The sequence below is a fragment of the Paenibacillus sp. NRS-1782 genome (assembly GCF_050467685.1).
Taxonomy (GTDB): Bacteria; Bacillota; Bacilli; order Paenibacillales; family Paenibacillaceae; genus Paenibacillus; species Paenibacillus terrae_A.
The window spans coordinates 133475-158025 of the sequence record NZ_JBITPH010000049.1 but is presented as its reverse complement, the minus strand read 5'-3'; the positions used below and the strand labels follow the sequence as shown (position 1 = coordinate 158025).

General features: G+C 45.9%; 30 protein-coding genes and 3 pseudogenes. 24 read left to right on the top strand and 9 right to left on the bottom strand.

Translation table 11 applies throughout. From position 1 onward, the window contains the following. The first annotated feature begins 461 nt into the window (after positions 1–461). The 4 genes from ACIFQM_RS19540 (at position 462) to ACIFQM_RS19525 (ending at position 3452) form a co-directional block, all read left to right on the top strand. Positions 462–1013, top strand: coding sequence for an ATP-binding protein (locus tag ACIFQM_RS19540; protein WP_430065995.1), 552 nt, complete (start codon positions 462–464; stop codon positions 1011–1013). Between the two features lie 374 nt (positions 1014–1387). Next, positions 1388–2422 (top strand): NAD(P)/FAD-dependent oxidoreductase, encoded by a 1035-nt coding sequence (locus ACIFQM_RS19535; protein ID WP_430040911.1) that lies wholly within the window; start codon positions 1388–1390, stop codon positions 2420–2422. A 77-nt stretch (positions 2423–2499) separates the two neighbouring features. Next, on the top strand, positions 2500–3165 hold the full coding sequence (locus ACIFQM_RS19530) for an HD domain-containing protein (RefSeq protein WP_430045889.1): 666 nt from the start codon (positions 2500–2502) through the stop codon (positions 3163–3165). 107 nt (positions 3166–3272) lie between these two features. Continuing rightward, positions 3273–3452 (top strand): hypothetical protein, encoded by a 180-nt coding sequence (locus ACIFQM_RS19525; protein WP_430045887.1) that lies wholly within the window; start codon positions 3273–3275, stop codon positions 3450–3452. Positions 3453–3553: 101 nt separating this feature from the next. On the opposite strand, the gene ACIFQM_RS19520 is transcribed toward ACIFQM_RS19525, so the two are convergent. Beyond that, positions 3554–4666 carry a LuxR C-terminal-related transcriptional regulator gene (locus ACIFQM_RS19520; protein ID WP_430065993.1) on the bottom strand — a complete coding sequence of 371 codons (1113 nt, stop codon included), beginning with the start codon at positions 4664–4666 and terminating at the stop codon, positions 3554–3556. A 210-nt stretch (positions 4667–4876) separates the two neighbouring features. Between ACIFQM_RS19520 and ACIFQM_RS19515 the strand changes: the two genes are divergently transcribed. The 12 genes and pseudogenes from ACIFQM_RS19515 (at position 4877) to ACIFQM_RS19460 (ending at position 12009) form a co-directional block, all read left to right on the top strand. Next, complete coding sequence (locus ACIFQM_RS19515) at positions 4877–5719, top strand: class I SAM-dependent methyltransferase (RefSeq protein WP_430040914.1); 843 nt, start codon at positions 4877–4879, stop codon at positions 5717–5719. After that, positions 5706–6791 carry a saccharopine dehydrogenase family protein gene (locus ACIFQM_RS19510; RefSeq protein WP_430040915.1) on the top strand — a complete coding sequence of 362 codons (1086 nt, stop codon included), beginning with the start codon at positions 5706–5708 and terminating at the stop codon, positions 6789–6791. The genes ACIFQM_RS19515 and ACIFQM_RS19510 overlap by 14 nt, the downstream gene beginning before the upstream one ends. Before the next feature lie 197 nt (positions 6792–6988). Then, entirely contained in the window at positions 6989–7171 is a 183-nt protein-coding gene (locus ACIFQM_RS19505; RefSeq protein WP_430045881.1) for a hypothetical protein, read from the top strand. 23 nt (positions 7172–7194) lie between these two features. Beyond that, positions 7195–7374: a hypothetical protein gene (locus ACIFQM_RS19500; protein ID WP_430045879.1), complete on the top strand. Its 180-nt coding sequence runs from the start codon at positions 7195–7197 to the stop codon at positions 7372–7374. 24 nt (positions 7375–7398) lie between these two features. Then, entirely contained in the window at positions 7399–8112 is a 714-nt protein-coding gene (locus ACIFQM_RS19495; RefSeq protein WP_430040917.1) for an HAD family hydrolase, read from the top strand. Continuing rightward, positions 8109–8255, top strand: a pseudogene (locus ACIFQM_RS19490) (GNAT family N-acetyltransferase); the annotation flags it as partial. The gene ACIFQM_RS19495 and the pseudogene ACIFQM_RS19490, both read left to right, overlap by 4 nt. A 187-nt stretch (positions 8256–8442) precedes the next feature. Continuing rightward, positions 8443–8931, top strand: coding sequence for a DUF2809 domain-containing protein (locus tag ACIFQM_RS19485; RefSeq protein ID WP_430040918.1), 489 nt, complete (start codon positions 8443–8445; stop codon positions 8929–8931). Between the two features lie 60 nt (positions 8932–8991). Continuing rightward, complete coding sequence (locus tag ACIFQM_RS19480) at positions 8992–10203, top strand: rhamnogalacturonan acetylesterase (protein ID WP_430045893.1); 1212 nt, start codon at positions 8992–8994, stop codon at positions 10201–10203. A 116-nt stretch (positions 10204–10319) separates the two neighbouring features. Beyond that, complete coding sequence (locus ACIFQM_RS19475) at positions 10320–10469, top strand: hypothetical protein (RefSeq protein WP_430040919.1); 150 nt, start codon at positions 10320–10322, stop codon at positions 10467–10469. 56 nt (positions 10470–10525) lie between these two features. Continuing rightward, positions 10526–10894: a hypothetical protein gene (locus ACIFQM_RS19470; RefSeq protein ID WP_430040920.1), complete on the top strand. Its 369-nt coding sequence runs from the start codon at positions 10526–10528 to the stop codon at positions 10892–10894. A 365-nt stretch (positions 10895–11259) separates the two neighbouring features. Continuing rightward, positions 11260–11817, top strand: a complete 558-nt coding sequence (locus ACIFQM_RS19465; protein ID WP_430045877.1) for a hypothetical protein — start codon at positions 11260–11262, stop codon at positions 11815–11817. Positions 11818–11856: 39 nt separating this feature from the next. After that, positions 11857–12009, top strand: coding sequence for a GNAT family N-acetyltransferase (locus tag ACIFQM_RS19460; protein ID WP_430040922.1), 153 nt, complete (start codon positions 11857–11859; stop codon positions 12007–12009). A gap of 2 nt (positions 12010–12011) precedes the next feature. Here the strand turns inward: ACIFQM_RS19460 and ACIFQM_RS19455 are convergent, their stop codons facing one another. Beyond that, positions 12012–12353 carry a GIY-YIG nuclease family protein gene (locus ACIFQM_RS19455; protein ID WP_430040923.1) on the bottom strand — a complete coding sequence of 114 codons (342 nt, stop codon included), beginning with the start codon at positions 12351–12353 and terminating at the stop codon, positions 12012–12014. 33 nt (positions 12354–12386) lie between these two features. After that, on the bottom strand, positions 12387–13145 hold the full coding sequence (locus ACIFQM_RS19450; RefSeq protein ID WP_430040924.1) for a DUF2087 domain-containing protein: 759 nt from the start codon (positions 13143–13145) through the stop codon (positions 12387–12389). Between the two features lie 232 nt (positions 13146–13377). On the opposite strand from ACIFQM_RS19450, the gene ACIFQM_RS19445 reads away from it, so the two are divergent. Further along, positions 13378–13818, top strand: a complete 441-nt coding sequence (locus ACIFQM_RS19445) for a hypothetical protein (protein ID WP_430065991.1) — start codon at positions 13378–13380, stop codon at positions 13816–13818. Continuing rightward, positions 13811–14179, top strand: a complete 369-nt coding sequence (locus ACIFQM_RS19440) for a barstar family protein (RefSeq protein WP_430065989.1) — start codon at positions 13811–13813, stop codon at positions 14177–14179. Before ACIFQM_RS19445 ends, ACIFQM_RS19440 begins: the two co-directional genes overlap by 8 nt. A gap of 202 nt (positions 14180–14381) precedes the next feature. On the opposite strand, the gene ACIFQM_RS19435 is transcribed toward ACIFQM_RS19440, so the two are convergent. Together ACIFQM_RS19435 and ACIFQM_RS19430 are read right to left on the bottom strand one after the other, a co-directional pair. After that, a complete protein-coding gene (locus ACIFQM_RS19435; RefSeq protein WP_430045891.1) occupies positions 14382–14546 on the bottom strand; it encodes a helix-turn-helix domain-containing protein in 165 nt (54 codons plus the stop codon). Positions 14547–14567: 21 nt separating this feature from the next. Next, on the bottom strand, positions 14568–14783 hold the full coding sequence (locus ACIFQM_RS19430; RefSeq protein ID WP_430065987.1) for a helix-turn-helix domain-containing protein: 216 nt from the start codon (positions 14781–14783) through the stop codon (positions 14568–14570). A 355-nt stretch (positions 14784–15138) separates the two neighbouring features. Between ACIFQM_RS19430 and ACIFQM_RS19425 the strand changes: the two are divergent. Beyond that, positions 15139–15530: pseudogene (locus tag ACIFQM_RS19425) on the top strand (hypothetical protein). 47 nt (positions 15531–15577) lie between these two features. Here the strand turns inward: ACIFQM_RS19425 and ACIFQM_RS19420 are convergent. The 3 genes and pseudogenes from ACIFQM_RS19420 to ACIFQM_RS19410 form a co-directional block, all read right to left on the bottom strand. After that, the gene (locus ACIFQM_RS19420) at positions 15578–15883 is read right to left on the bottom strand and encodes a hypothetical protein (RefSeq protein ID WP_430040926.1); all 306 of its coding nucleotides are present in this window, start codon (positions 15881–15883) and stop codon (positions 15578–15580) included. A 143-nt stretch (positions 15884–16026) separates the two neighbouring features. After that, the gene (locus tag ACIFQM_RS19415; protein WP_430041035.1) at positions 16027–17298 is read right to left on the bottom strand and encodes an MFS transporter; all 1272 of its coding nucleotides are present in this window, start codon (positions 17296–17298) and stop codon (positions 16027–16029) included. A gap of 329 nt (positions 17299–17627) precedes the next feature. Further along, positions 17628–18038 (bottom strand): annotated as a pseudogene (locus ACIFQM_RS19410) (family 1 glycosylhydrolase); the annotation flags it as partial. Positions 18039–18118: 80 nt separating this feature from the next. Between ACIFQM_RS19410 and ACIFQM_RS19405 the strand changes: the two are divergent. The 5 genes from ACIFQM_RS19405 to ACIFQM_RS19385 all read left to right on the top strand — a co-directional run bounded on the left by ACIFQM_RS19405 (position 18119) and on the right by ACIFQM_RS19385 (position 23597). Next, complete coding sequence (locus ACIFQM_RS19405) at positions 18119–18286, top strand: hypothetical protein (protein ID WP_430040927.1); 168 nt, start codon at positions 18119–18121, stop codon at positions 18284–18286. Between the two features lie 21 nt (positions 18287–18307). Then, positions 18308–18478: a hypothetical protein gene (locus tag ACIFQM_RS19400; RefSeq protein ID WP_430040928.1), complete on the top strand. Its 171-nt coding sequence runs from the start codon at positions 18308–18310 to the stop codon at positions 18476–18478. Positions 18479–18693: 215 nt separating this feature from the next. Next, positions 18694–21585, top strand: a complete 2892-nt coding sequence (locus tag ACIFQM_RS19395; RefSeq protein ID WP_430040929.1) for a 2-oxoglutarate dehydrogenase E1 component — start codon at positions 18694–18696, stop codon at positions 21583–21585. Positions 21586–21590: 5 nt separating this feature from the next. After that, positions 21591–22901, top strand: a complete 1311-nt coding sequence (gene odhB, locus ACIFQM_RS19390) for a 2-oxoglutarate dehydrogenase complex dihydrolipoyllysine-residue succinyltransferase (protein WP_430040930.1) — start codon at positions 21591–21593, stop codon at positions 22899–22901. A gap of 138 nt (positions 22902–23039) precedes the next feature. After that, positions 23040–23597 (top strand): YfiT family bacillithiol transferase, encoded by a 558-nt coding sequence (locus ACIFQM_RS19385; protein ID WP_430040931.1) that lies wholly within the window; start codon positions 23040–23042, stop codon positions 23595–23597. On the opposite strand, the gene ACIFQM_RS19380 is transcribed toward ACIFQM_RS19385, so the two are convergent. Then, entirely contained in the window at positions 23566–24543 is a 978-nt protein-coding gene (locus ACIFQM_RS19380) for an alpha/beta fold hydrolase (RefSeq protein ID WP_430040932.1), read from the bottom strand. The two genes, ACIFQM_RS19385 and ACIFQM_RS19380, sit on opposite strands and share 32 nt — an antisense overlap. Positions 24544–24551: the final 8 nt, after the last annotated feature.

Genomic DNA, 24551 nt, shown 5'->3' with positions numbered 1-24551 from the left:
GTTCTTTCCTTTGCGCGTTTTTCCCGTCTATTTCTTCTTCAAAACCTACCTGTTGAATGGCTGATTCAAATTCAGCGCGTTCTTCTTCAGAGTACCTCTGGTTTTATTAATTAAATTACTTATTATGGTTAATCAACAGGCGTGTTAGTATAGTTTACTATTTAAACATTGTACTCATTTTCATAATAAGTCTATTTATTTTAAATACCTTATTTCACCAAGTAGAAAACGATGTACTCTATGTTCTATCAGGCTGTGGTATTCTAACTATTGATATTATGATCATCTTTGTATACGACAAAATGATTGAAATGGTTAGATTGAAGAATGAAAAGCACCAGTTACAAAAGCATATAGAATTGTGGGGTAACAGTTATGTAAGAACGAAACACTCATTTAATAGAATTAAAAGAATCATACATGATACTAAAAAACAGTTGGTGTACATCCGGGTTTGCATAATGGAGCAACAATTCGACGAAGCAATAACAAATATTAATACAACTTTGGAAGATATAAATTCAGCTTGTTTACGGATTGCTACGGGAAATCTTGTCATTGATGCCTTGGTTAGTCACGCGCTCAATATTGCTAACGATAAAGGAATGAACTTTAAACACGATATCCGTATTAACAGTGAAGATATTCGCTTGGATCGTTATGATTTGTGTGTAGTGATCGGCAATATTCTAGACAATGCTATTGAAGCGGTTGATCTGGTTCCTGATAAGGAAGAGAGGTCTATTTATTTGCAAATATGGTCTGACGCCCATTCGCTATTTATTCATGTAACGAATACTTGCTTGAAGACTACGGAGATACCTAAGAAGCCCCATGTAGAAGACGATTCTGATTTTCATGGCATAGGGCTAGTTAATATCCAACATATAGTTGAAAAGTATGAAGGCTTTTTTCATATTTCGCTTTCTGATTATCGTTTTGAAACCATGGTTATGCTTCCTTTTCACGAAAATAATAGTAGTACGAAGCCTGTTGATTCATCTGAAACATAGCAAATAATCTGGATAACGGCAGACTGACTTATGTGCTTTATTGAAACTAGATATGTACAATGTTTACCATGTGGTGGAGCATACGGTTATCATCTGGGTCAGATCATAGACCGCGCACAGAGATTAGCAGATCGCTGTTTTCAATTTGTACAGACAGGACTTAATGAGAAGGAGTTACGTGCTATAGTGCAGCAATCCCTGAATACCTCAGGAAAATGAGAGAAACAACAGCCATATATACCGTATAAAAATGTAGTTCCAAGGTCACAAAAACCTCCGAATCGGATATGTTTTTAATTCTTAATTGATATTGATAATTATTATCACTTATAATAGGAGCAGACATATCACGCTAAGGTAGGGAGAGTTGCAGAGTGACAGAGTCCTTGGAATTATATGATGTAACGATAATCGGCGGTGGTCCTGCCGGTATGTATACCGCATTTTACAGCGGAATGAGAGATATGAAGACCAAGCTGATCGAAGCCAAGCATGAACTGGGCGGACGGATGCGCATTTACCCGGAGAAGATGATTTGGGATGTTGGAGGTGTCACGCCGATATTATGTGAAAAGCTGATTGATCAGCTAGAGCAGCAGGCGCTGACGTTCGAGCCTACGATTGTGCTGGGACAGCAGATCACAGGTTTGGATCGGCAAGAGGATGGCACCTTCCTATTGACCTCTGCGACAGGGGAGCAGCATTGGACACGTACGGTGGTGCTGGCAGTAGGCTATGGCATTCTCAAAATGGCCAAGCTGGAGATTGAAGGAGCTGACCGCTATGAGGTTACAAACTTGCATTATACTGTGCAAGAGTTGGAGCCGTTTCGAGGCAAGCATGTCCTGATTTCCGGAGGAGGCGACTCGGCTGTGGATTGGGCGAATGAGCTGGAATCTATTGCTGCAAGTGTGACGGTAGTCCATCGGCGTGAGCATTTTGGCGGTCATGAGAAAAATATAGTCCGCATGAAAGAATCTTCGGTGCATGTCCTCACACCTTACGCGGTGAGCCAGCTACATAGTAATAATGGCGAGACGATTGAACAAGTGACGATCAGTCATGTAGAGACGGGTGAAGCACAGGTACTGAACGTCGATGCGATCATTGTAAACCATGGTCTGAAATCGGACTTCGGCCCGCTTCGGGATTGGGGACTGGATATGGGTGAGTGGCATGCCAGAGTGAGTGAAAAGCTGGAAACGAATCTGCCGGGGGTTTTCGGTGCAGGCGATTTTGTCGAGTACGGAAGCAAGCTGTATCTGATTGCGGGTACGTTCACGGATGCTGCCCTTGCGCTGAATAGCGCCAAGCTGTACATTGATCCCGCAGCAGATAAAGTGGCCTATGTATCTTCCCACAACAGCCGCTTCAAGGAAAAAAACCGCGAGCTTGGTGTCGTGGAGTAAGATATCTCAATAAGTTTAATAGGATAGAGATAGGATAGGCAAAACGCAAAAGAACTTCTGAAAGCAGAAGGTGACTTATGGAGAAACGAACGGAGCAACAGAAAGCTATTTTAGCAGATATTATTCAAAAGGCAGAACCCTTTGTACAGCAGCAGTTGGAGCATGACCATAGTGGTCACGATTGGTGGCATATTGACCGGGTGAGAAAGCTGTCTCTCGTAATTGCTGCTCAAGAGGGCGCAGATACGTTTATTTGTGAACTGGCAGCGCTACTGCATGATGTAGCGGATGAAAAATTAAACGACTCCAAACAAGCGGGACTGGACAAAGTGGAGCAGTGGCTGGGTCTGCATGTAAGTGATCCGGGCGTGATTACGCATGTGATGAATATTATCGGTACGATGTCCTACAACGGTGGACAAAATCCACCTATGGATACGTTGGAAGGTCAGGTTGTGCAGGATGCAGATCGGCTGGATGCCCTTGGAGCGATTGGCATTGCGAGGACTTTTATGTATGCAGGCTCCAAAGGCAGCATGATGCACCACCCGGACAAGGATTTTTCACAGCATGAGTATCGTGCTGCGGGGAAAAGTGCCATATACCATTTTTACGAAAAGCTGTTAAAGCTCAAGGATTTAATGAATACAGCTTATGCTAAAGAACTGGCGGCTGTCCGGCATCAATGGATGGAGATGTATTTGGAGCAGTTTTATAGAGAGTGGAATGTGGATGATAAATAAGGTGTTTCAATAAGGCTGTACTGTTATGTAGAGGTTTGCACAGGATGGCAATGGGGAATGTTGATTAAGGTACATCAATCAGATGAAGTCAAAAAGGAGGAATCAACATGAACGACCACACTCAAGACGAGGCGAAAATCCGCAACAAGAAGAACGAGGACGGGGATTCCTTGATGGAGAAAAACAAGCTGGAAAACGGCGTGGATATCGAGCCAGAGGCTGACGAATGGATTGCGAAGCCTTCACCTGTGTCCTACGATGATACGAAAACCTCTTCGAAGCAATAAGACTCTTGCGTCCAAATAGAGCAAACATGCAAAGACAGATGATCCTTAATCGGGTTATCTGTCTCTTTGGCATGTATTATGGTGGAATAGGCGGGTTAAAATTAGTTGAATCTGGAGTATACCTTCCATACCAGCTCACGGCGGCTGCTTACACCTGTTTTTAAGAAAATCGCTTTCAGATGATCCTGTACCGTGTAGGCTGAAATATGAAGTGCGCTTGCCAGCTCTCGAGTTGAAAAGCCTTGAACAATGAGCCGGACAAGCTGTCTTTCCCGCTCGGACCATGCAAACATCTCGGCCATGAGCGGCAGCATTTCAGATGCTTTAGCAGGCTCAAACCATACGGCAAGCTGTTTTTCATCTTTACTTTGCCCGCTTTGAAGAAGGGTGGCTCTGAGTGTTGCCCACGGGGTTCCTGCGTCTGCGGCGGGTATACATAGTTTGGCTGGTGAAGCGGAAGTAGTCGAAGCTCCCGGAAGGGCTGTGGATAGTGCGCGAAAGCATACTGCCCGAACGGGCGCGGGAAGGCTATTTTCGTTAATGCCTTCCTGCTGCCGAAGCAACTTGAGCCACTGGTCTGCCGTTGGATTGGAGGAAATCGGCTCCAGCTTGCCAGAAAGCACCAGAACCCCTGGCTCCATATTATTTTCCATTATTATAGCGGAGTCTGGAGATAAGCCCACACTGGCCTGACGCAAATGGTAGGCTATAGACGGTGCTAAGGCTTCAAGAAGCTGCTGCTCTTCCTCGCTGAATACCGGCTCCGTATGAAGGCGAAACAACGTGAGAAATCCCCAACAGCTCCCTTTGTACATTAATGGAACACGTAGCTCATCCCCGAATCCGGCAGGCTGCAAAACATCCCTGTAGCGTGCGCTCCGACCCGGTTCACCTTGCGTAGCTCCGTTGAGAGACGCTATGGACTGCCCCTCCCGCACCAACAGCTCGTATTTCATCACATCATTGCGCAGATATTCGTACTCTAACAGCTTGTAATGAATGTCATCCACGCCTGATTCGGTGAATGCCCCTGTGGAAAGCAGCGTATGCGGATCAACCGAGGTACAACACGCCGCATCGAACGAAACCTGAGTACGTAAGCGGTCGATTAGCGCATGTTTGTATGCTTGTGATGAAGGGGCTTTTTCTCCCAGTCGAATGATTTGCTGTCGAGCATCCTTTAGCTGTGAAAATTGTGTATATTGTGCGCTCATACATTGCTCCCATCGTGAAAAGCTGGAGTTTCGTAACATTGTATCGAAGTAAATCCCACATCTATGGGATGGTGGATATACGTATAGTCGTTATAATTGAGAATGATTCTTGATTAAATCAACAATATACGAATGCTAGGGGAAGATCAAGGCTAAATGCAAGGCCAGTCGCATCTTTTTCCAGCTGTTCGATTTTGGAGGGAACTATATATGGAATATAGCAACAGCCGTCATACAGGCCCTGAACATACGATTCCTAACCAGCCTATGAGCTGGAACGATCCGAATGCAAGCAAGTACCCGGACACAATTGCTTTAAAAATACCGGGATATGCTCATCTGTATGAGATGACGGACCGCTTGTTAACCGCACAGCTTGAAGCTCAGGCCAGCACGCAGACCGCAGATCCGAATGTACTGATTATCGGTGCTGGCGGCGGTCAGGAGCTGATTACACTCGGAGGACAACATGCGGCATGGTCTTTTGCGGCAGTTGATCCATCTGAACGCATGCTGGATTTGGCACGTCAGCGTGTGGGGCAAGCGGGCATAAGGTCAAAAATATCATTTGTCACAGGCACGTTGGAAGAGCTGCCCGGAGAACAACTCCAAGAACAGCCTAAGGAGCAGTCTGGACAACAGACCGAAGCATCACACACGGAGCCGATTTATGATGCTGCCACCTGCCTGCTGGTGCTTCATTTTCTTCACAGCTTGGAGAGTAAACGGGCATTGCTACAACAGATATCTGCTCGTCTCAAACCGGGCGCGCCTTTTTGCCTGGCCTCCATCAATGGAAATCCACAGGAGTCTGCCTTTTCCATTCAAATGCAGGCGTGGAAAAGTCATATGCTGGACCAGGGCATTCCCCTGGAGGATTGGGAGCGATTCGCTGCTTCCATTGGCCGTGAGTCAGACCCGGTGTCCAATACGGCAATACAGGAAATGCTGGTAGATGCAGGCTTTACCCATATCACCCGGTATTTTGGCGCTTTTTTAGTGAATGGGTGGTTTGCAGTTAAAGGGGGAGAAGCTACTCATGACAAAGGATAGCATTATCATCATTGGCGGATATGGTCATGTCGGAAAAATTTTATGCACGGAACTAAGTGAAATATTTCCCGGCAAGGTGTTTGCCGCAGGACGCAGTATGGAACGTGCCACTGAATTTAGCAAGCAATCGGGTGGCAAGGTGCTGCCTTTACAGCTTAATATTCATGAGCCGATAGCCCCGTCGATTTTAAAGCAGGCCAAGATCGTTATCATGTGTCTGGATCAGGAAAATACAGACCTGGTACGTGCCTGCCTTCAGCATGGCGTACATTATATGGATATTACCGCAAATGCAGCCTTCTTGAGTCAGGTGGAGCGGTGCCATCAGGAGGCACGAGCTTATCAGGCGACTGCCCTGCTAAGTGTGGGATTGGCCCCGGGGCTGACGAATCTGTTGGCACTGCAAGCGACGCAGCTTATGGATCAGACGGATGAGTTGAACATTTCTCTGATGCTGGGCTTGGGAGACGAACATGGTCAGGCTGCCATTGAATGGACAGTGGATCAGATTCATACGGATTTGGAGGTTATGGAGCAGGGGCGCCCGGTGATTCGAAAAAGCTTCAGTGACGGGCGAGTGGCAGATTTCGGCGCAGGTGTGGGACGCCATCGCGCATATCGTTTTCCTTTTTCCGATCAGCATACACTTCCACGTACGCTCGGAATTCCTACGGTCAGCACACGTCTTTGCTTCGATTCCCGGTTAACTACCCGGCTTCTGGCAGGGCTTCGGACCACAGGGATATCGGGTTTACTCCGACAGCAATCCGTGCGTAGCGCAATGGTTCGCAGTTTTAGCAAGCTGCATCTGGGAGGGAACGCCGTGGCGGTCAAGGTAGACGCGCGAGGAACCCTCCATGGCAAGGAAACGAAAGTCGAATGCCAACTAAGGGGACATCATCAGTCCGATTTAACCGCCAAGGCAGCTGTCTTTGCAGCGCTGGCGCTATACCGTTCTGAGCTTCCTCATGGTGTATTTCACATGGAGCAGTGTTTTTCGTGGAATCGTATGCAGGAATGGCTGGGACAGCAGGTAGCTGTGGATATTCAGGTGAATGGACAGCAAGTATAGAAGTTATATTTTCTGACCCAAGAGGGACTTATGTAATCCAAGCTTATTCGGCAACTCAATACGAATGGGTCTTGGATTTCCTTTCCTGTTAGATTACACTAGTAAGAAGTACATATTTTTGGAAGGAACTGAGACAACACAGATAGATTCGAATGGAATACCAGGATACAACTGGCCGCTGGAAGGCATGATTTTCGATGTGGAGCAACATGTATTCTGGACTCCCGAATGGGGGGAGAGACAGACATATCGTTACAGCTAAAGCCAACGCCTATGTGGATTTTGGTATTGAATTGGGAAAGCTCATGGACATTTACGAAAATGAGCAGGATCTGGAAGAGACTATTTCATTTTTCAAGTATTTTGAACCGTTATATTAGAACGAAGAAAGGGGAGAAATGGCGTGAAGGTGGAACAGGATTTGGAAGACATCAAGGACAGACTGACCCAGATCGAGGCGAAGCTGGAACACAGGTCGACTTCCGGAAGAATACTGAAAACATTGCTTATCATTTTCTTTTCCGTTATTTTCTTGCTTTTGGGGATCGGAGTTGTTCAATTTGTTTCCAACTCATCGGTATGAGGAACCGGAAGAAGGGAGTTCGGGATGTCCATAGAAGCGGTCATTTTTGATCTGGATAATACGCTGATTCATCGTAAACAGGCGTTTGCGGCATATACGGAGCATTTTGTGGAACGCTTCATTGTGGCGGAGGATCCGGCGAGCAGGGCAGCAATAGTCGAGCACATACGCCTGGCGGATCAGGATGGATACCGTGACAAAAGGGAGCTGTATACGGAGCTGCATGCAGATTTGGAACTGAAAAATTCGGATACGACGGTACAGGAAATACTGGGCTTTTGGTATGGTGAATTTCATAAGTTTACGGTACTGATGGACGGAGCTAAGGAAGTGCTATCCGAGCTGCGGTCGCGGGGCTTGAAGCTTGGCATCATCACCAATGGCTCTCTCCGCACGCAGCAAGCAAAGATCAACCGTGTGATGCTGAAGGACTATTTTGATTCGATTATCGTTTCGGGAGGCGTCCACGTCGAGAAGCCAAATCCTCGCATATTTGAGTTGGCGTTAAACGAGCTTGGGATAACAGACCCAGGCAACGTCTGGTATGTAGGCGATCACCCGACAAATGATATTCGCGGTGCTCAAAGCGCAGGATTGCATACAATCTGGCTGGAGGGCTTTATGCCGTGGCAGGAAACGGGCATTGTACCGGATTGCAGGATTGGCAGTTTGCGCGAAATCATCGGTTGGCTGGATCATGCCAGCTATTCGGGGAATATGGGGGAGGGAGCATCATGAGTAAGAATAAGACGGATCAGCCCAGCCCCATCTTATTCTTATTCCCGGAGCAATTCCAGACAGAACGGTTGACGATTCGCGCTCCACAGTGGGGTGATGGGGCGATGGTCAATGAAGCGATGCGGGAGAGTGTGGATGAATTGCATTTGTACGATATTGTGGAGGCTCGTATGATGAATTGGATCATGAAAAATACAGACAGGTTAGTGTGCATACAATATGACATCAGCAGGAATATCAGCATTCTTGCAAGCGCTAACCTCAGGGGATACTCGACGAGATTCCAGCAGCTTGGCGAAGCTTTTCCAGCGTTAGGTCAGGTGATTTAGCATGAGAAGAACTCGTAAAAGCGTCGACGTCGACTGGAAGAAGAATCGGAACACAGGTGTGAAATTCCGCTGGAAGGCCCGAGCTGTGTATCTGGCTGCGGTGCTGGTCGCTATCCTGTTGGGCTTGGGAAGCCGGACCTTTTCCTCCCGGCTGCCTGAATTCGTTGCCAATCATTTTGGGGATGGCTTGTGGGCGTGCATGATTTACTTTGGACTGAGGATGTTGTGGGTGGATCGTCGGTTGTCTGTAGCGCTGTGGGGCAGCTTGCTGTTTTGTTTCGCCATTGAGTTCAGTCAGATGTACCAGGCTCCCTGGATTAATAGTATCCGGGCGACGACATTGGGCGGGCTGGTGTTGGGAAAAGGGTTCCTGACTGCCGATCTGGTTCGGTACACGGTGGGTATTGCGGTATCCTGGGCGTTGGACCAAGGATATAGAAGGCTGGCAGGCATCACTACACGTATAGACAATGACGAGTCATTCAAATAATCTGAGAAGTGAGGGTTGCGCTTGAGACAAAAGGGAAAGCGTCACAGGTTGTTGGGTAAAATGATTGGATTATGCGCAGGGTTCAGCTTGGTGCTTGCGACCATAATTGTTCCGGGGCAGGCATTGGCCGATAAACAACTCACGGGGCCTCTTCGTTTTGACTTTGGCCCGGGAAGCTTAGCTGAGGGCTACACTCAGGTCACCGCCAATGATGCATACACGCCTGAACGAGGCTATGGATTTACCGATCTTTCCAAGGTGAAAGAAAAGGATCGTGGTGGAAATGACGCTATTCGTTCGGATTTCGTTCGTGTTCAGGGATCATCCTTTGTTGTCAACTTGCCGCCTGCGGATTATACACTTTCCCTGATCGCCGGGGATACAGACGGAAGCACAGATATTACGGTAAAGGCCGAGTCCATCGTCAAGGTGGAGCCTACCGCCAAAACAGCAGGGCAATTTGTCGAGGCCACATTTGAGCTTGCTCTCATCGATGGTCAGCTGGAATTGTATTTCTCGGGAAATGATCCGAAGATTAACGCGCTGGTTATTACGCCAAAAGAGACTCGAACGCAAAGTGAGCATCCTTCCGTATATCTTGCGGGGGATTCCACGGTCCAAACCTATAAAGCCTCTATGAAGCCTCAGGCTGGTTGGGGACAGATGCTTGCGCCGTTTTTTACAGACGAGACGACTTTTGTGAACCGTTCTATTGGTGGACGAAGCACGAAGACTTTCCTTATACAAGGAAGGCTGGACGATATTTTGCGGACCATCCGACCGGGTGATTATTTGCTTATTCAGTTTGGTCATAATGATGCGGCAATCAACAACCAAGAGCGTTATGTTTCCCCAGCGGATTATAAAGTCTATTTGAAAACCTACATTCAGGGAGCGACACAGCGCGGGGCCACACCTGTGCTGATAACTCCTGTTGGACGCAGGGATTATGACGCCGCAAGTGCTTCCTATCGAATCAGTTTTCCGGAATACGTGCAGGCCATGAAGGAAACGGCATCCGAGACAGGCGTTGCACTGGTTGATCTAAGCCAGTTAAGTGTGGCATATTATAATACGCTTGGTCCGGAAGGGACAATTCCGTTATTTTTACATCTGGAGCCGGGAGTTTACCCTGCGTTCCCTGATGGGGTGAAGGACGATACGCATTTTCAGGAGTACGGGGCGGAGCAAATAGCCCGTCTGGTAGCCCAGGGTGTCCGTGAGCTGAATATCCCTTTATCCTCTTATGTACGGACGAATACTTCACCATAAAACGCTATTTCCATACGCATGGTATACTTAGAAAATAAGCGGCCCTACCCAAAGATGGCTCTGTTCCGGCTAGGGTAGGGCTTTAACGTTCCGAGCAGAAGCAGGAGAGGACAGGCGTGAGTAACATAAAGCACGGTATTTGGGTCTATCTATGTATTGGGGACGCGCTTAGCGGGAATTTATTATGGGCTTGGGGAGATTCCGCAGCATTGGCTTACGTCCTTGGCGAGAGTAGAGGATATCATCAAGTTGTGCGAGCAGTTTGAGCATTCGTTGGCCAAATAAGAACTTCATTTAACTTGAGCCACGGGAGGAAACGCTAATGTCGGTTGCCCAGTTGAACAGACTCATTGACGGTCAAATACTCTATAATCAGCATCGGAGTTTGTTTTATATGCATGAGGGGAACGCCCTGATGGGGCCACCTTGTGAGGAATATACGCCTGAATTGCAGGCAAAGCTGCTAGGATTGGACATTGCTCGTTTGCAGGAGCCTGTTCTTGATGTAGGCTGCGGAGCAGAGGCACGGCTGGTCGGCTATTTGCGTTCGCTTGGCATCGAGGCTTATGGAACAGATCGGTTGGCTGGAGACAACCTTCAAGGAAGGCGCATGGGGAACGATTATCTCTCATATGGCGTTCTCCAATCATTTTATACATCATCATTTGAAATCGGACGGCAATATTCATGAATACGCCCACAAATATATGGAATTGCTTAGGGCAATCCGGCCGGGAGGAAGCTTTATTTACAGTCCGTACCTTCCTTTTATGGAAAAGCTTTTGGATATCCAGGCTGGTTATCGAGTAGAGCATATCCAGTCATCTAAAGGTTATGAAGCCACGAAAATAACACGATTACATTCATAATATATATTTGTCAGAGTTCATCTTGGAATGGTATTATAAGGATTGATATTACTCTATTTGGGATTCTATTAACGATCTAAACCATATATTCCTAAATGCCGATATATCTGAATGAGGCGAAAACACACTGTTATTGTATTCGTCCATAAATGGGGAAGTATATGATTGGGTTAGGAGAGTAGAAGAAGTGTCGGATCTGTATACGAAAAAAGAAGTAGAGGATTATGTAACGAACATGGTTCTTGAACGGCCTTTGGGTGTAAGTATTGCAGCCATTTTACTGATTTTTAATGGAGCTCTTCTGCTGGTGACACAGCTGTTGACACTTAATGCGTTGAATGAGGCTTCTACGTTGTTGGGAATTTGCAGGGGGATGTTTCAAGGGTTCATCGCTTTGCTCGGTTTGTCAGGGGCAACTGCCGGTGTCGGCATGTTATTTGGTAAGAAGTGGGCCTGGTGGCTGGCTGTATTTTATTTTACATATGAAACGATGCGTTATGCGTGTGCGATCTTGTTTATTCCGGATGTACCTCCAATGTTGGGGGGCGTGCATCTAAGTCCTGCCCTATATTACGTAAAGTACGGTATGCGTATTGTGTGGAATTTGCTGTTTACGGTGTATATGTGTCGTAGTACGGTGAGTGGATTTTTTCAAATAAGTGGAATAAATAAGTGGAAGGCATGTATTTTATTATTTTTAATCAATGGGGTGATGGTCGGAATCGGCTGGTGGCTGATGAATTAGTATCTTCAGCCGGCATCCGAATACTGGCGACAGTGCCTGATGTCAGAAGCGATGAAGGCAGTGATTCATTATGGATTTCATTTGCCGCAGGTTCACCGTATCGAAGCCTTCATTGATCCAGATAACGAAGGCTCCAGACGGTTATTGCTCAAAAGTGGTTTACCCAAGAAGGGCACTTGTACGTATTGGTAATTTTACAAATATCCTTTTTCTCCGTAAGGCTGAAGCCGATCAAGCCAGGTCTGCTCCAGCTTGGCCAGTGCATCCTTGACATCGAAGAATTCCGAATCTTTTTTCTTCAAAAGCTCCAACACCTCAAACTCAAATGCTTCTTCGCCATATTCATTCCATTCCTGTTGCAGTTGTTGGTTCTGACAAGTTCCCATTTGTAGTTCAAACCGACGACCGTTCAGTGATTTTAAATTTGGTGTGCCAGCGACAAAAATTTTCCCGTTGTGTGTATTGCGAATGCAGTAGATTCCGGCCTCTGTCTTGATCTCCATATACTGCTGCACCAGTTCTTTTCTTCGATTCATGTTGAGTTCTCCTTCGTTTTCAAGTATCGCGCCTCAAGATTCCTTCAACCTATATTCACTGCCATCCGGCTTGCGATCCAGTAGACTATATTCAATCATATATCTTCGTAACGTGACATAATCGTCATACACTTCCTGTAAAATAGCATTAATATCCTTCTCATGATACGTCCGTCCTATCTCAAAACGTCCCGCAATTTCACGCAGTACAATCAATTTATGCTTTTCCTGCATTTTGAAGGTTTTCAGGCGACCCTGTGTACCATCTGGAAAATACTTTGCCAAAACCTTTTGTCTTTCGTCTTCGGTAATGTTGTAGCGTTCATCCATCATCCGTGCCCGTACCGGTACTTCGACGATAGTGGGAGCGTGACGGTCTTTCTCCTTTAACAGCTCCATTAAGGTGAGAAATACCTTGGCCTGACGTTCCTTTTCTTTGAGACCAAAGCGATGATTGCGTATGGTAGATGCGCTGCCGATTCCGGTTTCCTTTTGAATATCCGCATCGCCCATGCCTTGATAAAATAACTGGAGCAATCCATTCTGATGATCCGTCAGTCCAGTCAGCTTTTTGTCCAGGCCGATCAAATAGTCAAAGACCGAACCGTACGTCCGCTCAATATGAAGACGCATATACCGCTCCGCGTCATAAAATACCCCTCGATCCTGATATATGATTCCCTGTTCGTAGCGCTGTCCGTCCAGTAGACAAACCACCTGCTCCCCCTGACGGATATATCCACGCTTCAGTTCCTCAACTCCAGCATTCCAAAATAGCTCGGAATGATCCATTTTAATAAACACCTCGATTAAATTTTGTTTATTTTGTAGACAATATAACATTTTGTTTATATAAAATCAATGGATAAAGTGAAGGGTTTAATTATACAGCGATTAAAATATTTTTACTTTAAGGATTCTTTTCGTCTTTTTGTAATGAGGGGAATTGTTTATGGATTAACTCCAAGATATAATCTATAGCCCACTTTTATTTTAAGGAAATTTAGACAAAAAGAGGTGTGATATGAAATATAGATTTGCTGTCATTGACGATGAAAGTGGGCTTACAGTTGGCTATTGTAGAGATGTGGTTGGCTTAACGGGTGATATCATCGTTGAAACGTATGAAAAGGTGATTTTTGAACAATTTGTATTTAATGAAGGCTTCATAGAAAACATAACGAAGACAAAACAATCTGTATACAACTTGTACATTGCTATTTTAAATGATGAAGAAAAAGGGATTGGAAGCTATTATTATCACCTTTCTGAATCCTACATAATCCATAAACTGGATTATAATAAAGGAAACTTCAATCTGGAGTTAACGGGTATACTTGAAACTAAGCCTTCCCCTGGGGAATTAAGATTATGGAAGTATTTAAAGGGAACTCAGCCGCTTGAAAATAATATATGGCAAGGCTTCTCTAAAGAAGAACAAGGCCGGGTGGCTAAACGTGACTAGGATACATTCTGCGTCTAATCATTCTCACAGGTTGGATAAACGAGGAGAAGTCTACACTTTAAACGGCGAATACATATTGGATTTTACAACATTTTTTATAGCACTTGGTGAAGCGATTAATGGACCCGGAGGGTACTATGGATTTAGCTTGGACAGTATATCAGACTGTCTCTGTGGAGGGTTTGGAGCTATGAGACCGTTCACGATCCATTGGCAAAACGCGCATTACTTTTTGGAAAGATACGAGGAAGAGTGGGATCAAAAAGAGACGTACTATAGATTTTCACCACAGCAATATTTTATGGATCTATTAATGATTTTGGTATCAGGTGGTGTCACCGTGAATTTTGCTTCGAAATAAGATAGGGAAGTAGGAGGGAATCTTTGAAATGGAAGATGATTTTATCATATGTGGAGAGTTTACATCTAAAACCACTGAATAGGTAGGGATAGACGATGAACCTACTAAGTAGTGGCTCGTATTTGGAATTGTAACAGGGGGCATCTAGCATTTATAAGTACACATTCATCTAGCTTGTAAAGAACAAAGAGCCGTAAGCAAATTAACGGCTCTCTTCGTCGTCTTCCGGCAAGTATTCGATTAGTTCACCAGGGAGTACGCCAAGGGTTCTACAAAGTGTATTCAAGGTTGGAAAGTCAATCCGGGCGTTTGCGTTGGAGGCCAAAGCTTTAACCGTATTTCGATTAATCCCTGTAATAGAAACAATATCTTTTTGTTCCAGTCCACTCTACAAATCTGCCTCATTCTCTACATACTCAATTACATCTTGAACATGGCAGTCTAGAGCTTTACAAATTTTATCTAGCGTATCAAATTTCACACCGTCTGTTTCTTCGTTGTAAAGTTTGGTGATTCCGTTTCTATGTAATCCAGTCATGCGGGAAAGCTCGGCAATATTTACTCGTTTTTCGCCCATAATACGGGAAAGATGAATCTTTATCATATTTTCCTCCAGCTAAATGCATTCTATAGTGTTAAAAAATAACATCGAAGTATTGACAATATACGCTGTCAAATATATACTGAAAACAATAAAAGTAACACTGTAATGTGCATTGAGTTTATTGGGATGTTATTTGTGAACGTTGTAGTAATATGCTTATCGTACCAAAACGTTTTACAATTAGCAATAAATTATCGTCCAGACACCTAGTTTAGAACAAACCATCTGTAGAAGAAAGGATATTAACACAAATACAATAAGTAGTAATGCTCATAACAACGTTTTAAATATTTTAATGAATTCTTTAGTCTTTAATATCATTGGATAAATGAATAGACGAATGGAGCGAGGATTTATGACAGGATGGGTAATGGGATTGGAACGGGTATCCCATGGTTCAGGGGCCGTATGATTCACCTCATATGTATGAGATATGCGAAGGGGTTCTTTATGACCATCAATACTTCTTTTACCTCGAGAATGGCACACTGTGTTTGTGCCATGTGAAGAAGGTGGAGCAATCATATCATACGCATCTTTACCTGGACGGAGAGAGCGGAGGAGGGTGTACAAGGGGAAGTTATGCAAGTTGTCACGGAGATCATCGAACGCTTACGCGCCAAGGATGGACTGACATTTTTATTCGATGAACTGCTGTGGCTACATGGGAGGGGACCCATTGAATTAAACCTTTTCAATAAGAAGGATGAAGTGACCCCAAGTGGCAGACAACTTACTACAAAATAAATGACCCTTATGCTCTATATCATGGAACTTACCGAATAGAAAACGGCTTATGATTTCAGTGAATGTACCAGTTGTTGACTGATGAAAATGAGCGGATTCCGAATCCATATGATCAATTCCAGCATCGCGGCATCGGCAGAAGGACTAAAGCCCCAATCACCTCCGAATAAAATGTTTTGCTGCTGCTCTAATATAGGTGACAGAGGTTCTTCCAAGTCATATTGTTCTTTGATTCTCTCTTTCGTTTCTTGATCTATGACAAGGTTATTCTGTGCAAAGGTACAACTGACAGGAACGCTTAACTGTATTAAAAGAAGTAATGCTGCGGGTATTAACACTTTTTTGCTTTGCATGGTTAGCTCCTATGATCTCCGTTTTTTGTATCTACCAAAATGTACGTGCTTGTGGAGCATTTGAGGGGAGCTATGATGAAGCCACCTCTGCACTGGATATGGAGACAGAAGTGGCAATTCAACTTAGAACTCTTTTAATCTGCCTATAAAGATTCCTGAAGGGCGTTAGAAGAAGTGCCGTAATCAGCATAACGGGGGAGCACAATAGTGTAATATATTCCTACAATAACGGTACAGACCCCGACTAATAAAAATAAGACTTCAATTGGAATAAATGAAGGAAAGCTTACAGCAATGAAACCCAATGTAAGAGATTGGGACAGCATCATTAGCGGATTAATTAAACCTTGCACACGTCCCATCATTTGAGGATCTACAATACAAGGCAGCCATCCTCCTATGCCAATATTAATGAACGGAAGTATGAGTGCAATGACAAAGTTGATAATCATAAATACATAGAGGTGATTCACAAACCCAAGAGTACACATACCCATTCCGGCTACCAGAACTCCCGCAGCAATCATTTGGTGTAGCTTTAGCTTGGCGGAGATAAGAGAAGCGATTAAGGTACCAAGCAACACACCAGCTCCAAAAATAATACCTGTCCATACCATATACTGCTCATAGTTGCCTGGAGCTAGCTTATATTTAAGAATAAACATCGGTAAAACGCTAAATCCACCATTCAAAATACCGAACATAAAAAATCCTGAAACCAACCAAATCAATAGTTTGTTGCGTAATATGTAAAGAAACCCTTGTTTAAAGTCGTGCATGACCAATTTGATTTTTAATTGTTTAAATTGATGTGCCCCGTTCGGAAGGCGTACTTCCTTTGGAATTTTGCAGGAACGAATGAGCAGTGCAGACACAATAAAAGAAACAGCATCAATGAGGATCGCTCCAGTAATTCCAAAATGCCAATAAATGACGGCCCCCAGAGTTCCTCCAAACAACATGAATAGACTCCCCATCATTTGATTGAGGCCTGCTGCAATGGTGTAATCCTCTTTGTTTAATATTCCCTGTATAATGGCACTTTCAGCTGGGAAAAAAAATTTGGAGGCAGCACTACGGATGAAGAGGCAGGCAAATATCAAAGGAATCGAATCAACCCAAACAAAAATAAGTAAGCATAAGGATAAAAAAGCGCTGATCCAGTCACAATTAACAGCAATTTTTTGTCGGTCCATCCGATCTGCCAGCACTCCAACCATGAGAAATACTGCCAGCATCGGGAGCGAATACATTAATTCGGCAAGCGTTGCATAGTATGGCTGATTCGTAAACCGTTTCAACAAATAAAACATGAATGCAGTAACCCCAATAATTCCTCCCATTTGTGAGGCGAACGTTGCCAGGAAAAGCCTGACATAATTCTTGTTTCTGAGTACTTGTTTTAATCCAGTCACAGTCCCATCCCTTTCGCTTTCAAAGCGGTTTTTTAGATGCCTAATTAAAATAATAGTGAAAGGTAGGAATTTTGTACAGAAAAGTGACTTTAATGTCATATTAAAATTTGAGTTTGCATCGTATCGGACCATCTGTCTTTTAAAAAACTCTGCTGTAAAAGGTAATCATATAGGTTGGGTTGGGGAGTTGTTTTTAAACTCGTTTGGCGTAGCATGAGGCGCAACATAAACTAAATAACCAGCCGTCGGTTGATATCCGACGACTGGCTGGTTAACTTGCCAGGTGTTTGATTCATGACTCACAAATGGGGGGCAGTCTCTAATCTAAATTAGGCTAAATCCTCGCCATTTGTGGCGATTACTTTTTTATACCAGTCGAAGCTTTTCTTCTTTTTGCGGTTAAGGGTTCCGTGGTCTTCGTCGTCCTGATCCACATAAATAAATCCGTAGCGTTTGGACATTTCTGAAGTGGATGTACTGATGATATCAATTGCTCCCCAACTGGTATAGCCCATCACCTCAACGCCATCCAGGATAGCTTCTTTTAGTTGTTCAATATGCTGTCTGAAATAGTCAATCCGGTAATCATCTATAATGGAGCCGTATTCTTCGACAGTATCCTTGGCTCCCAGCCCATTTTCTACCACAAACAAAGGCAATTGATAACGATCATACAATTCTTTCAAAACCGTTCTCAGGCCAATCGGGTCCAACTGCCAGCCCCATTCCGTGGACGCGAGCAGATCACAGTAGCCAATGCCAAAAAAGCCGCCCAACTGTATAAAAAATGCGGGCGACTGTACGAGCACTGGATGAACAAATGGACATCAATACAGTGAATGCAACATTAAAATCGCTGGTGACGGAATACAAAATGGATCGACGTGCCGGGTTGGATCAAGTGGAGCAGCAGCTTGGTGAGTCAAGGAATACTCTGGTTGACAGAGATCAGTTGTTTGAGCTTTTTGATCAATTACGTGATTTTTAGATAAATGGATGTGAAGGACATATGATAGGTACTCCGATTCTAATTCAAATGGCGGCGGGTGGAATGTACAGTCGTCTGCAAACTGCCCAATTCGGTTCCTCATACTATGATTTGTACGATAAAAGCGCCAAGGCTGGGGGACAAACCCGCCTCTGGCGCTTGTTTTCATACCAAATAACCCGATTGATCTAATTTACGCATTGGTATGTTGAGAAAAAGGAAATGCTCATTGACGGAAAAGTTTATACAATGGAGGAAGGATAGGAACTGTGAAATTCGACTTTTGACGAAGGATTTCATATAATGTGAGCATATTGTGAACAACTTAAATTGAGAATTTTGCGAAAACTGAAATGAAAATGATTTCCGTCCAGCTATGAATTTCAAAATTTGACGGAGGGAACGAGATGACAATGGAAGAGAGCAGCAGACAGGTACCTTGGCAGAGTTATTATGGACCTAATTTAGGTTATGTGCAGGACCAGTATGAAAAGTATGTAGCGGACCCCGGAACAGTTGATCCGGCTTACCGCGAGCTGTTTGATCAATGGGGTGAGCCGCCGCAATCCGAATACTCGGCTGCTTCCATGATAGACTACAAATTGCAAGGCCCCCCGGCAAGCGCTCAGGGACATCTTGATTCGAACACATTACAGAAAGCGGTTACAGCCGGGAAAATGGTGTGGAACATCCGTGAATACGGACATTTGGCTGCACAAATAGACCCGCTGGGACTGGATGCCGAGCAGGATACACGCTTGCTTGATCCGGCATCCTACGGTTTAACTGAACAGGACCTAAAGGCTTTTCCGGCCTCTTTAATATGGGATAACGCTCCTGCTGGAACACTTAACGGCTGGGAGGCTATCCAACGCTTACGTGTAGCATACACAGGCCCGATTGCCTATGAATTTAGTCACATTCATAACGAGGAGGAACGCCGCTGGCTGAACGGCTATGCTGAATCCGGCTGGTCCTCCAAACCACTCACCACACAGGAACGCAAGGCGTTGCTAGGCAGGTTGGTAGAGGTGGAGCAGTTCGAAGAGTTTTTGCATAAAACGTTTGTCGGACAGAAACGTTTTTCCATCGAAGGTAATGATGTCCTTGTACCCGTACTCGACGAGATTATCCGTCTTACGACGAATGCAGGTGCGAGCCACGTGCTGATGGGGATGGCGCATCGTGGTCGTCTGAATGTACTGGCCCATGTACTGGGCAAGCCTTACAGCAAGATTTTCTCTGAATTTCATCATTCTCCGAATAAGGATATGATTCCGTCGGAAGGCTCGACAGGGATTAATTATGGCTGGACCGGAGATGTAAAATATCATCTGGGTGCCAATCGTTTTGTAAAGGATGGGGAAGCGGTACAGGCCCGTCTGACATTGGCGAATAACCCGAGTCATCTGGAATACGTGAACCCGGTCGTGCAGGGCTTTTCCCGCGCAGCGCAGGAGGATCGCAGTGAAGCAGGCTATCCGAAGCTGGATGTCAGCAAGGCGGCAACGATTATCATGCATGGCGATGCAGCTTTTCCAGGTGAAGGCATTGTGGCCGAATCACTCAATTTCACGAATTTGCGCGGCTTCCGTAATGGCGGCTCGGTTCATATTATTGTTAACAATCGTCTGGGCTTTACAACGGAAAGCGTGGATTCACGTTCGACCCGCTATGCAAGCGATCTGGCCAAAGGCTATGAAATTCCGATCGTACACGTGAACGCGGATAATCCTGAGGCGTGTATTGCAGCAGCTCGAATGGCAGGCGAATACCGCAACCGTTTCAAGAAGGATTTCCTGATTGATCTGATCGGCTATCGTCGTTATGGTCATAATGAATCCGATGATCCAGAAACAACGCAACCGCTGGTATACAGCAAGGTGAAAAACCATCCAACGGTTAGCAAATTGTACGCTCAAAAATTGATTAAGCAAGGAATCGTGGATGAAGCGTTTAATACTGGACTTATCGAAAAGGTACAAAATCGACTTAAGGAAGCGCATGAGCATGTGAAGAATAACCCGGAAGAGGAGCCTGCAATTGCTCCTTCCAAGGCAAAACGGGGTCAGGATTCTGTGGTTCGTACGGCTGTAGAGTTGAAAAAGCTGCGTCAGATTAATGAAAACCTGCTGAAATGGCCAAAAGCCTTCCAGGTATATCCGAAGCTGGATCGTATTTTACAGCGTAGAAAAACGGCTCTGAACGAAGGTGAAAAGGTGGATTGGAGCTTGGCGGAAACGCTGGCTCTGGCTACGATTCTGGCAGATGGCAAACCGATCCGTATGACGGGTCAGGATGCGGAGCGGGCAACGTTTGCTCACCGTAACCTCGTGTTGCATGAGCCTGAAACGGGCAATACGCATTGTCCTTTGCACACATTGCCGGAAGCACGTGCTTCGTTCAGTATTCATAACAGCCCGTTGTCTGAGGCGTCTGTCCTTGGCTTTGAGTATGGCTATAACGTGTACTCTCCTGAAACGTTAGTGATTTGGGAAGCGCAATTCGGTGATTTTGCCAACTGTGCGCAGGTTATTTTCGATCAGTTCATTTCCGCTGGCCGCGCCAAATGGAGACAGAAATCCAGTCTGGTAATGCTGTTGCCGCATGGTAGTGAAGGGCAAGGACCGGAGCATACAAGCGCACGTCTGGAACGATTCCTCCAACTGTCTGCACAAAATAACTGGACTGTCGCTAACTTGAGCAGTGCCTCGCAGTATTTCCATCTGCTGCGCCGTCAGGCTGCATTAAGCGAGAGTGAGGAAGCTCGTCCGCTTGTGATGATGTCACCGAAGAGTCTCATTCGTAACAATCGTGTCGCTTCGCCTGTTTCCGAGTTCAGCGAAGGAACATTCCGTCCCGTGCTGGAGCAGCCCGGATTGGGTGCACGCCCGGATCGTGTAGAACGGATTGTACTGTGCAGTGGCAAGATTGCCATTGATCTGGAAGAAGCGTTGGAGAAGAACAAGGATGAAGCGGAGGACCGTTTGCGCATTATTCGTGTTGAGCAGTTGTATCCTTTCCCGGAAGAGGAAATTCGGAATATTTTCAGCCGCTTCCAGCATGTTAAGGAATTCGTATGGGCACAGGAAGAGCCGAAAAACATGGGTGCCTGGAGTTACATTGAGCCTCGTCTGCGGAATGTTGTGCCGCAAGGAGCGGAAATCCGCTATGCGGGCAGACCGGATCGTTCCAGTCCAGCGAGCGGTTATCAGCAAGTACACAGCCTAGAGCAGCAGCGAATTATTCAATCAGCGTTGAAGCAGGATTCCAAAAACAATATTACACTTGGGAGGTAGCGGCTGTGAGCGATATTTTAGTGCCGGCAATGGGAGAATCCATCACGGAAGGATCAATCTCCAAATGGCTTGTGAAGGAAGGGGATTCCGTAGGGCAGGGAGATGTTCTACTGGAGCTGGAAACCGATAAGGTCAATCTGGAAATTAGCGCAGAGGAAGCTGGTGTAGTCCAGAAAATCCTTCGTCAGGAAGGGGAAACGGTGGTTATTGGTGAAGCTGTAGGCTTAATCGGAAGCGGCAGTGGGAGCGTTAGCGCAGGATCATCCAGTGCCGGAGAAGCAGCAGCGACCCAAGCGCTGGAGGCAACGCGTGTAGCCGCTTCGCCTGCTTCCACAGCAGGCGGTGGCAAGTCAGCGGCGGAACAGGCTGCACAGCCTGTTACATCCAATGGTGACGGCAACGGTCAGATGGCATCTCCCTCTGCCCGGAAGCTGGCGCGTGAGCGCGGAATTGATCTGGAGCAGGTACAGGGGAAGGACCCATTGGGACGCGTATTCCAGGAGGACGTTAAAACGCATGCGAACAGCGTCGATGCTTCGCGTGCTGTATCACCTGCACCTGCTTCTCCCGCTGCGAATAAGCCTGCTGCATCTCCATCTCAGACAGAGTACAGCAAGCCGGTAGAACGTCAGCGCATGTCCCGCCGCAGAGCGACCATTGCCAAACGTCTCGTTGAGGCACAGCAAACGGCCGCTATGCTTACAACCTTTAATGAAGTGGATATGACCGCAATCCTTGATGTTCGCAAACGCCGCAAAGATAAGTTCAAGGAGAAGCACGATGTTGGGCTGGGCTTTATGTCCTTCTTTACGAAGGCAGTGGTCGGTGCGCTCAAGCGTTTCCCTACTGTAAATGCGGAAATTAACGGCGATGATATCGTACTGAAAAAATACTATGATATCGGGATTGCTGTATCTGCGAAGGAAGGGCTGGTCGTACCCGTTGTACGGGATGCTGATCGTCTCGGCTTTGCCGAAATCGAGAAGAGCATTGCAGATTTGGCTGGCAAAGCACGTTCCAATTCGCTTTCTTTGGCAGATCTGCAAGGTGGAACCTTTACCATTACCAATGGAGGTATTTTCGGTTCCCTGCTGTCTACGCCGATCCTGAATACACCGCAAGTGGGTATTTTGGGAATGCATAAAATCCAGCTTCGCCCGATTGCCATTGACGAGGAACGTATGGAAAATCGTCCGATGATGTATATCGCGTTGTCCTACGATCACCGGATTATTGATGGTAGCGAAGCGGTTCGCTTCCTGGTAACGGTCAAAGAATTGCTGGAAGATCCGGAATCGCTGTTGCTGGAAGGATAAAATAAATTAACAGATGTAATAAATTTTTACGTCTATGAAGAAGCAGGCTCTTGTGGGTCTGCTTTTTTTCCTGCATCGTTATAACATAAGATTACAGGTAGTAGGTACTCAGATGCGAAAGAAGGGTGGGGGACTGTTTTGGATCATGATTTGCGCTACCCGATTGGGCCATTTGTCGTTCCGGATATGATTACAGAAGAACAGCTTGTGGCATGGACTCAAGATATTGCTGAACTGCCTTCTCAGCTTCGTCAGGCGGTCGAAGGGCTGGACGAGCAACAGTTGAACACGCCTTATCGCGAAGGAGGCTGGACGGTTAGGCAGGTTGTCCATCATTTGGCAGACAGTCATATGAACGGTTATATTCGCTTCAAGCTGGCGCTAACAGAGGATACACCCACGATTAATCCATATGATGAGGGGCGTTGGGCCGAAATACCGGATGCAAGGGAGCTTCCGCTGGAGCCTTCTCTGCGATTGCTGGAAGGGCTGCATGAACGGTGGGTGGTTGTGTTGCGTTCACTGGGGGGTGATCAATATAGCTCATATTACTTCTCTAAGAGAACGGAATGCATGGTAATAAAAGGAACCCTCAAGTCCACTGTAATCGTGGTTTTGAAGGTTCCCTTTTTTATTCCAGCGAGGAGGACCTGGACAATGCGGATTAACCGGATGTTTCAGAGCCTCCAGACATAACAGAAACGGAGGTCGCTGCTGTGTTGACATGACAATCCAGCCAATCCACGATATCGGTCATGACCTCGTTGCGGTTCGTTTCATGCAGCATCTCATGTCGGCCGTCAGGATAGAGACGATATTCTACATCCTGAATCTTCAAACTTCTGTACATATCCACCAGCGATAGAACACCCTTACCGAACAACCCCACCGGATCACGATCCCCAGCAAAAATATAAATTGGCAGCTTGGGATTGATTTTTTCGAGTGAGGAGGGCCAATGAATTTCCTGTAAAAGCCGGAAAAAATCAAGGAAAAAGCCTGTCGTGCAGATGGCACCACATAACGGATCATGCACGAATTGGTCTACTTCATCGGGATCGCGGGATAACCAGTCAAACGCTGTACGCACCGGACGAAAGGCTCGATTAAACCCGCCGAAGACCATAGCGTTGAGCAGTATGCTGCGGTGATCCATTCCTTGCAGTTTGGCTTGCATCAGGGCAACTTGTTCTCCAAGTTTCAGCAGACCACGCCGCCCGTTCGTTCCCGATAAAATAAACCCGTGATACTGCTGCTTATCATCATACATGATTTTCTGAGTTAAAAAGGATCCCATACTGTGACCGAGCAAAAAACGAGGCTGATCCGGAAACTCCTTGGCCGCAATTTCGCCCAGATCCAGCATACCGCTTGCCATTCGTTGGAATGCATTCGCCCCTGGCATGCCAAGCTTATCAGAATCACCGGCGGTACGTCCGTGGCCGATATGATCGTTGGCATATACACCATAGCCAGAAGCTGTAAGCTTCTCAGCCAAGCCAGTATAGCGGTAGGATGTCTCGCACATCCCGTGCGAAATCTGAACGATTCCCCGCACGGGCGTATGCTGATCCGGTAGCCAACGGTAGACAAAAAGATCCGTTCCGTCATTTTCAGCGATGGTGAAGGTATATTCCAGCATAAGTTAGA